General features: G+C 49.3%; 8 protein-coding genes and 1 tRNA gene. 3 read left to right on the forward strand and 6 right to left on the reverse strand.

The annotated features are described in order from the left end of the window. Nucleotides 1-87: 87 nt before the first annotated feature. A tRNA-Ser gene (locus tag ACKRDP_RS09745) sits at nucleotides 88-177 on the forward strand. A 1-nt stretch (nucleotide 178) separates the two neighbouring features. On the opposite strand, the gene ACKRDP_RS09750 is transcribed toward ACKRDP_RS09745, so the two are convergent. From ACKRDP_RS09750 to accD, 4 genes are read right to left on the reverse strand one after another with little or no spacing between them, the layout of a single operon-like run. Continuing rightward, nucleotides 179-1,435 carry an NfeD family protein gene (locus ACKRDP_RS09750; protein WP_409154588.1) on the reverse strand — a complete coding sequence of 419 codons (1,257 nt, stop codon included), beginning with the start codon at nucleotides 1,433-1,435 and terminating at the stop codon, nucleotides 179-181. 15 nt (nucleotides 1,436-1,450) lie between these two features. Then, the gene (hisIE, locus tag ACKRDP_RS09755; RefSeq protein WP_409154589.1) at nucleotides 1,451-2,068 is read right to left on the reverse strand and encodes a bifunctional phosphoribosyl-AMP cyclohydrolase/phosphoribosyl-ATP diphosphatase HisIE; all 618 of its coding nucleotides are present in this window, start codon (nucleotides 2,066-2,068) and stop codon (nucleotides 1,451-1,453) included. 16 nt (nucleotides 2,069-2,084) lie between these two features. Next, nucleotides 2,085-2,693, reverse strand: coding sequence for a segregation/condensation protein A (locus ACKRDP_RS09760; RefSeq protein ID WP_409154590.1), 609 nt, complete (start codon nucleotides 2,691-2,693; stop codon nucleotides 2,085-2,087). Beyond that, nucleotides 2,680-3,513 carry an acetyl-CoA carboxylase, carboxyltransferase subunit beta gene (gene accD, locus ACKRDP_RS09765; protein WP_409154592.1) on the reverse strand — a complete coding sequence of 278 codons (834 nt, stop codon included), beginning with the start codon at nucleotides 3,511-3,513 and terminating at the stop codon, nucleotides 2,680-2,682. The genes ACKRDP_RS09760 and accD overlap by 14 nt, the downstream gene beginning before the upstream one ends. Before the next feature lie 33 nt (nucleotides 3,514-3,546). Between accD and cysS the strand changes: the two genes are divergently transcribed. Next, nucleotides 3,547-5,016 (forward strand): cysteine--tRNA ligase, encoded by a 1,470-nt coding sequence (gene cysS, locus ACKRDP_RS09770; protein WP_409154593.1) that lies wholly within the window; start codon nucleotides 3,547-3,549, stop codon nucleotides 5,014-5,016. Continuing rightward, nucleotides 5,004-5,891 (forward strand): bifunctional methylenetetrahydrofolate dehydrogenase/methenyltetrahydrofolate cyclohydrolase FolD, encoded by an 888-nt coding sequence (gene folD / locus ACKRDP_RS09775; protein WP_409154595.1) that lies wholly within the window; start codon nucleotides 5,004-5,006, stop codon nucleotides 5,889-5,891. Before cysS ends, folD begins: the two co-directional genes overlap by 13 nt. Here folD and ACKRDP_RS09780 read toward each other — a convergent pair. Next, the gene (locus ACKRDP_RS09780) at nucleotides 5,886-7,337 is read right to left on the reverse strand and encodes a menaquinone biosynthesis decarboxylase (protein WP_409154596.1); all 1,452 of its coding nucleotides are present in this window, start codon (nucleotides 7,335-7,337) and stop codon (nucleotides 5,886-5,888) included. The genes folD and ACKRDP_RS09780 overlap by 6 nt on opposite strands. Further along, nucleotides 7,297-7,839, reverse strand: coding sequence for a hypothetical protein (locus ACKRDP_RS09785; RefSeq protein ID WP_409154598.1), 543 nt, complete (start codon nucleotides 7,837-7,839; stop codon nucleotides 7,297-7,299). Before ACKRDP_RS09785 ends, ACKRDP_RS09780 begins: the two co-directional genes overlap by 41 nt. Between the last annotated feature and the right edge of the window lie 220 nt (nucleotides 7,840-8,059).

Consider the following 8,059-nt stretch of genomic DNA (forward strand, 5'->3'; position numbering starts at 1 on the left):
TAATCCTCCCTATGGGTTTTCCATGGGGAGCTTTTTTTTACCATAATTTCTTATAACTTGCAACTCGGGTTATAATATTTACCTTCAGGAGAGGTGACCGAGTGGCCGAAGGTGCAGCACTGGAAATGCTGTGTACGGGCAAACCCCGTACCGCGGGTTCGAATCCCGCCCTCTCCGTTTAAACCTTCCTGACCTTTAGAACCATTCCCCTTACCTCCTCCACCACCACCTGCTCACCCTTCTTTAGAGGTTCATCGCTTATGGCATTCCATATCTCACCATGCACAAAAACTTTTCCTCTGCCCTGCACAAAGTCTGTAAAAACTTCCCCCTGCTCACCCACCAGCTCTTCTGTGCCCAGCATCTTCTTTCTCTTCTGAGCCTTCAGCCCAAGTCTACCAGCGAAGAGGAAAAAGGCTACTGTAAGACCAACCATTGTGGCTATGACACTAATGGGTATGTTTCCATAGGGAGACTCTGGACTTATGAGTATGAAGGATCCAAGGGCAAGGGCTATGGCACCTGCTATGGCAAGACCACCAAAAGTTGGGGTTACAAGCTCAAGAACAAGAAGGAGAATACCCGCAAGTATGAGCAGGAGACCAAGCCAGTTTATTCCTATAACCCCCAGACCGTAGAGACCAAGAAGCAGACATATTACGCCCACTGCACCAGGTATGATAGAGCCAGGGTTGTATAGCTCAAAGAATATACCATAAAAGCCTATAAGAAGAAGCATGTATGCAAGTGTGGGATTGGTTATGACCCTCAGGAGCTCCTCTCTCAGGCTCTTTCCTACTTCCACAGTCTGGATTCCTTCCGTCTTGAGGGTAATCTCCTTTCCATGCTTATTTATCTTCCTGCCCTCAAGCTTCTTTAGAAGGTCTGTCCTGTCTACAGCTATGAGGTCTATAACCTTCTCCTTCAGAGCCTCTTCCGGTGTGAGCGATATGGCCTCCTTTACCATCCTCTCTATGACCTCCGGGTTTCTGCCCTTTTCCTTTGCTATGCTCCTGACGAAGGCAAGCATGTCCTGCATGACCTTTTCTCTCATAGCCTCATCCATCCTCTCACCGCCCATCTGCACGGGTGTTGCCGCTCCTATGTTTGTTCCCGGTGCCATCACCGCCACATCTGCAGAAACGGTTATAATTGCACCTGCGGAGGCTGCACGCCCTCCTGGAGGGTAAACATACACTACTACCGGCAGGGGAGTCCTCTGAAACTCCTGAACCACCTCCCTCATGGAGCTCTCGAGACCACCGGGAGTGTTCAGCTCAAGCACAAATATTGTCCCTCCTTCCTTCTCCGCACGCTCAAGGCTTCTTTTTACATAGTCCACCATTAGAGGGGTTACCGCATCCTGCCACTGGGAAATGAAGACTTTTGCATGAGATAGGCTGAGAAGCAATAGTAGAAAAAGAAAAACAGCCATAAAAAAATCTTAAGACTATTTCATTCTCCCTGCAAGCTCACTGAGAACCTCCTCTATGCCTATTCCCCTTATGGTGAGCATAAGAAGCAGGTGGTAGAGCATGTCGGAGGCTTCTGCCCTTATCTCCTCTGGCGCTCCCCTCTTGAGGGCTATAAGGGTCTCTATGGCTTCTTCTCCAAACTTCTGAAGCACACGGTCCTCACCTTCTTTGTAGAGTTTGACCGTGTATGAACCTTCTGGCATATCCTGAAGTCTCTGTCTTATCACCTCCTGAAGCCTCTGCAGGGCTTCAAAGGGAAGGACTCTTTTAGCCTGTCCTCCCTCGAGGTTTCTGAAAAAACAATTCCTCTCTCCCGTATGGCAGGCGGTGTTCTTTTCCTGCTCCACGATGTACAGCAGAGCGTCCTCGTCGCAGTCCACCCTTACCTCCACCACCCTCTGAAGCTCCCCAGAGGTCTCTCCCTTTTTCCATATGCTCTTTCTTGACCTTGAATAGTAATGGGCATAGCCTGTCTCCAGTGTTTTTCTAATAGCTTCATCGTTTGCCCATGCAAACATCCTCACTTCACCCGTCCTGTGATCCTGTGCTATGACGGGTATGAGACCTTCCTCGTTAAACTTAAGCCTCAACACTCTATTACCTCCAGCTTTAAATATATTCTTCCAGAGCTCTTATTCTCAGGTCTCCATATGGTTCATCCTGCTCTATTTCCACAAGTCCATCCTGATATAGCACCATAAGAGCCATAAGGTAGGGCACAAGGCTTTTGCCAAGGATGAGTTCATAAAAGGATAGTATGTGCCTTTTCTCCAGAAGCACCTCTCTGAGCTCTTCCAGAGCGTCCTCAAACCTTGATATATGCACGGGAAATCTTCTTTCCCTCCTCCTCCCGTTCACATTCCTCACCTTTATCTTTTTTACCACCCTCCTAACCTTCTCTATCCTCTGACTTAGCTCTTCCGCCACTTCCTCCTGCTGGCTTTCAAACTGCTCCACTATCTCCTGAAGGGTGAGCTTTTTTCTTTCCCTTTTCTGCTTTGGTTCTGGGAAAAGAACCTCTGTCTGCTTTTTCAGGAGAAAGGAGGCTGCAAGCACCGCCCTTGCGGGCACTCTCAGGTCAAGAAGCTCGTGTCTCCTTATCTCCTCCATGTAAGCCCTGGCAAGGGCTGATATGTCCACATCCCAGGGGTCAAGCCTTCCCTCCTCCACAAGCCTGTAGGCAAGGGCAAAGGGATGGTCTTCTTCAAACCTCCACATGCCTTCTCCAGTAGGTGGTGAGTTTTATGAGGTGATGCAGTGTATCTTTCAGGTCCTTTCTGTGAACCACCATATCCACCATACCCTTCTGAAGCAGAAACTCCGCAGTCTGGAAACCCTCAGGTAGTTGCTGCTTTATGGTCTGCTCTATGACTCTGGGTCCTGCAAAGCCTATGAGAGCCTTCGGTTCTGCAATGATTATGTCGCCAAGAAAGGCAAAGCTGGCGGATACCCCTCCAGTGGTGGGGTCTGTAAGCACGGTGATATAAGGAATGCCCTTTTCTTTTAGATAGCCCACGCCTATGGAGGTCTTTGCCATCTGCATAAGAGACAGTATTCCCTCCTGCATGCGAGCACCACCAGAAGTGATCACCGCAATGAGAGGTATATTCTTTTCACTGGCATACCTGCACGCCCTGTAGAACCTCTCACCCACCACTGAGCCCATGCTTCCACCAATAAAGCCAAAGTCCATGACCGCAAGCACCACCCTCTCCTCCCTTAAGAGCCCCTCCGCAATAAGCATCGCCTCAGAAAGGCCAGTCTGTTCCTGAGCCTGTTTGAGTCGGTCTTTGTAGCTTTTTGTGTCCTTGAAGTTGAGGGGGTCGGTGGGCCTTATGTTTTCAAAGAGAAGCTGGTAGTTTTCAAGGAGTTGCTCAAGCCTTTCTTTTGCAGGCATGATAAAATGGTGCTGGCACTTGGGACATACATTCAGGTTTGCCCTGAGCTCGGGAATATAGAGTAGGGATTTGCAGTTTTCGCACTTTGTCCAGAGGACCTCCTTCTCCTCCTTTTTCCTGAACCTGTCAAGAAAGCCCATGCCTATGGTATTTTACCATGCTAAAATACTACTATGAGCATCCGCATCTATAACACCCTCACTGGCAGGGTTGAGGAGTTTGTCCCTGTAGACCCTCCTCATGTGCTCATATACACCTGCGGTGTGACCGTTTACGACGATTCTCACGTGGGACACGGAAGAAGCCTTATAGTCTTTGATGTTTTCAGAAGGTTTCTTGAGCATATGGGCTACAGGGTAAAGTTTGTGAGAAACTTTACCGATGTGGACGATAAGATAATAAACAGGGCCAGTCATGAATGCACGGACTTTATGACCATAGCCAACAGATACATTGCCAGTTACTACATGGATATGGAAAACATCCGCGTAAAGCCTGCAGATGTGGAGCCAAGGGTCACAGAACATATAGGGGAGATAATAGAGGTGATAAAGGGGCTTGTGGAAAAGGGATATGCCTACGAGTCTGGGGGTGATGTTTACTTCTCAGTTTCTACTTTTCCAGAGTATGGAAAGCTCTCAAAGAGAAACGTGGAGGAGCTGGAGGCGGGTGCAAGGGTAGAGCCCTCTGAAAAAAAGAAAAACCCTCTGGATTTTGCCCTCTGGAAGTCTGCAAAGGTGGGCGAGCCCGCATGGGATTCGCCCTGGGGACCTGGAAGACCTGGCTGGCACACAGAATGCGTGGCCATGATTTTCAAGCACCTGGGTCAGACCATAGATATACACGGAGGAGGTCTTGACCTTGTGTTTCCTCACCATGAGAACGAGATAGCTCAGGCGGAGGCCCTTACTGGAAGACCCTTTGCCCGATACTGGGTTCACAATGGACTGGTTACAGTGGGCGGCCAGAAGATGTCCAAGTCCCTTGGCAATTACATAACCCTGAGAGAGGTATACTCTAAATACCATCCTGACATTCTCAGGCTTCTTGTGCTCTTTACTCACTACAGGAGCCCACTGGACTTTTCCTGGGAAAAGATGGAAGAGACTAAAAGAGCCTATGAAAGGCTCATAAATGCCCTCGAAGATCTTGAGCTTCTCAAAAAGTTGTCAGTTTACGAAGAAAAGGGGACTCATTACCTTTTTGAAAAGGTTAAGGAAACACAAGAAGCCTTCTTTCATGCCCTGAGCGAGGATTTCAACACCCCTCAGGCGCTTGCAGTGGTCTATGGTCTCATAACAGAGCTCAATAAACTCAAGAACAGAGCCTTCTCTGAAGGCAGAATATCAACGCAGGAGCTTCAGGCCTATGAGTTTGCGGTAAACTCCATCATAAAGAACCTGAGGGGAGTTTTTGGTCTTTTAGAGGACTACAGACCAGAGTGTGAGGTCAGAAGGGTTGTTCAGAAGGAGCTGGAGGCTGGGCAGGTTTTTGACCAGAGGCTTGTGGAGCTTCTTGTGGAGGTAAGAAACGCAGTAAGAAAAGAAAGGCTATACCATGTGGCGGATCTTATAAGAGACAGGCTAAAAGACCTTGGTATAGTGCTTGAAGACACACCAGCGGGAACAAAATGGAAAAGGTAGTGAGCACTCCTCTCATACTTGACGGTAAAGAACTCTCAGAAAGGATAAGGGAAGAGATACACAGGGAGGTTGAAGGCTATACTGCAAAGGGTTTCAGACCTCCAACTCTTGCGGTTGTTCTTGTGGGAGAAGACCCTGCAAGCAAGGTCTATGTGGGCAACAAGAAAAAAGCCTGTGAGAAGGTGGGCATAAGGTCTCTCTCCTATGAACTGCCGGAAAATACCACCACTCAGGAACTTCTTGAGCTCATAGCTCAGCTCAATTCTGAGGACCAGGTGGATGGCATCCTTGTCCAGCTTCCCCTGCCACCACATATAGACCAGCAGGAGGTAATCCTTGCCATAAGCCCCAGAAAGGATGTGGATGGTTTTCACCCTGAAAACATGGGAAGGCTGGTAGCACGCATAGAGGATGGCTTTGTTCCCTGCACCCCTCTGGGCATAGACCTGCTTCTGAAAAGCTATGGGATAGATGTGAAGGGCAGGGATGTGGTTATAGTGGGTGCTGGTTTTATTGTGGGAAGGCCTCTGGCACTCCTCATGCTCTGGAGGGATGCCACTGTGAGCGTCTGCCACATACACACAAGGGACATAAGCCAGTATACGCGTCAGGCGGACATCCTGATATCTGCCACTGGCGTGCCGCACCTTATAAAGGCTCACATGGTAAAGGAGGGTGCGGTGGTGGTGGATGTGGGTATTTCAAGGCTTGAAGGCAGAATAGTGGGTGATGTGGATTTTGAGGAGGTAAAGGAAAAGGCCTCTGCCATAACGCCTGTGCCCGGTGGAGTTGGACCCATGACTGTGACCGCCCTGCTTCTGAATACCCTAAAAGCCTACAGAAGAAGGCTCGGCATAAGGGAAGTGCTCTTATAGTCCCAGCCTGTGCCACAGGCTGTCTATCTTTTTTCTCACATCCTCAGACATCTCTATGACCTCAGGCCACTCCCTTGTGTAGCCCTCTTCCTTCCACTTGGTGGTGGCATCTATTATGATTTTGCCACCAAAGCCCACCTCGTTGGTGGAGTGGTCCAGCACATCTATGGGACCTTTGAGTATCAGCACATCCCTCCCCGGGTCCACATTGTTGCCCCATGCCCAGAGCACCTGTCCAAAGTCGTGCACATCAATATCCTGGTCAAAAACCACTATGTGCTTTGTGAGGGACATAAGACCAAGCCCCAGCAGTGCGTAGGCTACCTTGTAAGCATGCCCCGGATAGCGTTTTTTTATGGATACAAAGCAGAAGTTATGAAAACAGCCTTCCGCAGGCAGGTAGTAGTCCACCACCTCAGGCAGGTTAAACTTGATAAGGGGAAGGAAGATTCTTTCTGTAGCCCAGCCTATGTATTTGTCTTCCTGAGGGGGCTTTCCCACTATGGTGGCAAGGTAGATGGGGTTGTTGCGGTGCAGGATGGCGGTGATGTGCATCCTTGGATACTTGTCTACAGGCGTGTAAAAGCCCGTGTGGTCTCCAAAGGGACCTTCATCTACAAGCTCTTCAGAGGGGTCCACATAGCCCTCTATCACCATCTCCGCATGGGCGGGATACTCAATGTCTACGGTAATGCCCTTTATGAGCTCCACGCCCTCTTCCCTTATCAGACCTGCAAAGAGGTATTCGTCCACCTCTGGTGGAAGAGGTGCGGAGGCAACGTATGAGAGCACAGGGTCTCCGCCTATGGCTATGGCAACCTCCAGTTTCTTGCCCAGCCTTTTTGCCTTCCAGTAGTGGTGGTTTCCATCTTTGTGAATCTGCCAGTGGAGGGCAAGCTCTGTAGGAGAAAGCACCTGTATGCGGTAGAGCCCTACGTTTCTTATGCCGCTCTCAGGGTCTTTTGTAATCGTCTGACCAAAGGTGATGTATCTTCCTCCATCCTTTGGCCAGCACTGAAGTATGGGAAACTCCAGAATATCAATCTTCTCCTTTTTTATGTTCTCCCTTATATGTCCGTCCTTTACAACCCTTGGCAGGGAGTCGTTGAGCTTTTTGAGCTCAGGAAGCCTCTTTAGCTTGTCTAAGAAGGTGTGAGGGATTTCGGGCCTGAGGAGTTTGTAGAGCTTCCAGCCAATGTCCTCAAGGTTTTCGTATCCAAGTGCCAGCTTTATCCTCTTTTCTGAGCCCAGAAGGTTGGTAAGCACCGGCACCGAATAGCCCTCCACCCTCTCAAAGAGAAGGGCTTTGCCACCTCCGGGCATCTTGGAAACTCTGTCGGTGACTTCTGTAATCTCAAGGATAGGAGAGAGGGGTTCCCCTATTCGTGCCAGCTCACCTTCTTTTTCAAGCCTCTTGAGAAAGTCTCTCAGGTCTCTGTAGGGCATCTTCTTCTCCTTCTACAAGGCAGAGGTCTTCTCTGCACCGCACCGCAGGTGCCTTCGTGAGCTTCTTTGAAACCTCAAAGAGTAGCTCTCTTATAGAATTTCTGATAGACTGACGCAAATCGTATAGCTCCCTCAGCTTTTCAGAGAGCTTTTTTGCCTCTTCCTCTCTGCCCCCTGCCAGTGCACAGTCCATCCTGCGTATGACCTTCTCCGCAGACTCATCGCAGTGCACAAGCGCCATGGAAAGGTGCTTCAGAACACACCACAGGCTCTCCACCTTGCTCCTGAACTCACCTCCAGATTCGCCAGATATTTCAAGAACGGAGAATAGAAGGTTTCCCACACTCTTTCGCCTGTTTCTGAGCTCGTCTATATAGAGGACAAGGTCTTGCAGCTTTGTCTCTCCCTCAAGCTCCATAAGGTGCTGCTCCGCATGGGCAAGGTGGGCTATTAAATAGACAACTTCTTCCACAAGAGCCTCTTCCCACAGTCCAGACTGCATAGAAATAGTATAGCTCCAATCGTGAATCCCCGAAGGTCAGATAAAAGAGCAACTGTTGAGCCGTGCCTTTTCCCTAATGGAGGATTTTGCCCTTCTGCAACATCCCGTATGTTTCAATCTATCCTTAGCTCTTCCCTCAGAACTCCCTCCACATCCTGAGCGGACACGACTTTCCTGACAAGCCCATGAAGATATGCCCTGTCCTTTATCTTTCTTACCC

It is taken from the genome of Pampinifervens navoyensis (genome assembly GCF_046159715.1).
Classification (GTDB): domain Bacteria; phylum Aquificota; class Aquificia; order Aquificales; family Aquificaceae; genus Pampinifervens.

Excerpts from the sequence above, each read along its gene's own strand:
- accD (WP_409154592.1), bottom strand. The coding sequence starts at position 3,513 with ATGGGCTTTCTTGACAGGTTCAGGAAAAAGGAGGAGAAGGAGGTCCTC.
- ACKRDP_RS09780 (WP_409154596.1), bottom strand. The coding sequence starts at position 7,337 with ATGCCCTACAGAGACCTGAGAGACTTTCTCAAGAGGCTTGAAAAAGAA.
- ACKRDP_RS09760 (WP_409154590.1), bottom strand. The coding sequence starts at position 2,693 with ATGTGGAGGTTTGAAGAAGACCATCCCTTTGCCCTTGCCTACAGGCTT.
- folD (WP_409154595.1), top strand. The coding sequence starts at position 5,004 with ATGGAAAAGGTAGTGAGCACTCCTCTCATACTTGACGGTAAAGAACTC.
- ACKRDP_RS09785 (WP_409154598.1), bottom strand. The coding sequence starts at position 7,839 with ATGCAGTCTGGACTGTGGGAAGAGGCTCTTGTGGAAGAAGTTGTCTAT.
- ACKRDP_RS09750 (WP_409154588.1), bottom strand. The coding sequence starts at position 1,435 with ATGGCTGTTTTTCTTTTTCTACTATTGCTTCTCAGCCTATCTCATGCA.
- cysS (WP_409154593.1), top strand. The coding sequence starts at position 3,547 with ATGAGCATCCGCATCTATAACACCCTCACTGGCAGGGTTGAGGAGTTT.